This is a genomic window from Vibrio sp. 1069 (assembly GCF_033340555.1).
On sequence record NZ_JAWOWP010000166.1, the window covers coordinates 1 to 920 of the forward strand.

Annotated in this window: 1 protein-coding gene; it reads right to left on the minus strand. The window is 46.6% G+C overall.

Annotation, left to right across the window (positions count from 1 at the left end):
• Nucleotides 1-19: 19 nt before the first annotated feature.
• Nucleotides 20-920, minus strand: a 901-nt coding sequence (queG, locus tag R7040_RS25215; RefSeq protein WP_318097382.1) for a tRNA epoxyqueuosine(34) reductase QueG, incomplete at its 5' end; no start/stop codon positions are given.

Here is a 920-nt window from a genome sequence, read left to right on the forward strand (position 1 = left end):
CTTGCATATAGGCTACGCACTAGGCATCCCTAGGTAAGCCTTTCTCAACAATTCTAATTAAACGCTTTTTCTTCGTCTCAATCGGTTCTGCATCTACAGAAGGGATATGGTTGAGCTGCTGGGTAAGTGCCCATTCGATGTGCTCATCCAGTAATTTACTTTCACCAAGTCGCGCATTAAGTGCGTCTATCACCCGTTGGCTGTATTCTGCATTACCAAGTGCGACAGATATATTACGTAGCCATTGTTCGTGACCGATACGACGGATAGCAGAACCTTCCATATTTTTTAAGAACGTCGCCTCGTCCCATTGGAATAATTCAACTAAGTCTGGATGGTGAAAGCTTTCCCTGCGATGGAAATCTTCTTGTTCGGTTACGTCTGCATAGCGGTTCCATGGGCAGACGAGTTGGCAGTCATCACAACCGTAGATGCGGTTACCCATCGGTTTGCGGAATTCTTCAGGGATGACACCATCAAACTCTATCGTGAGATAAGAGATACAGCGTCTCGCATCGACAACTTTATCTTCTACAATGGCTTGAGTCGGGCATGACGTAATACACGCTCGGCATTTTTCGCATTGGTCGACACTTGGAGTATCGACTGGCAAAGGTAGGTCAATCAGCAGCTCACCAAGGAAGAACCAAGAACCACACTCTTTATCTAAGATCAGTGAGTGTTTACCTGTCCAACCCAATCCGGCCTTTTGGGCTAAAGGCCGCTCAAGTATTGGCGCAGAGTCGACAAAAGGGCGATAACCAAACTGACCCACTTCTTCTTCTATGAGCTTACCCAACTTGTTGAGCTGCTTTCTGACCAGCTTATGGTAATCACGCCCTAGCGCATAGCGGCTAATATAAGCATGATTTTTATTCGCGAGATTTGAAGCGAATTGCGCTTCTGGCGGTAGGTAGTCC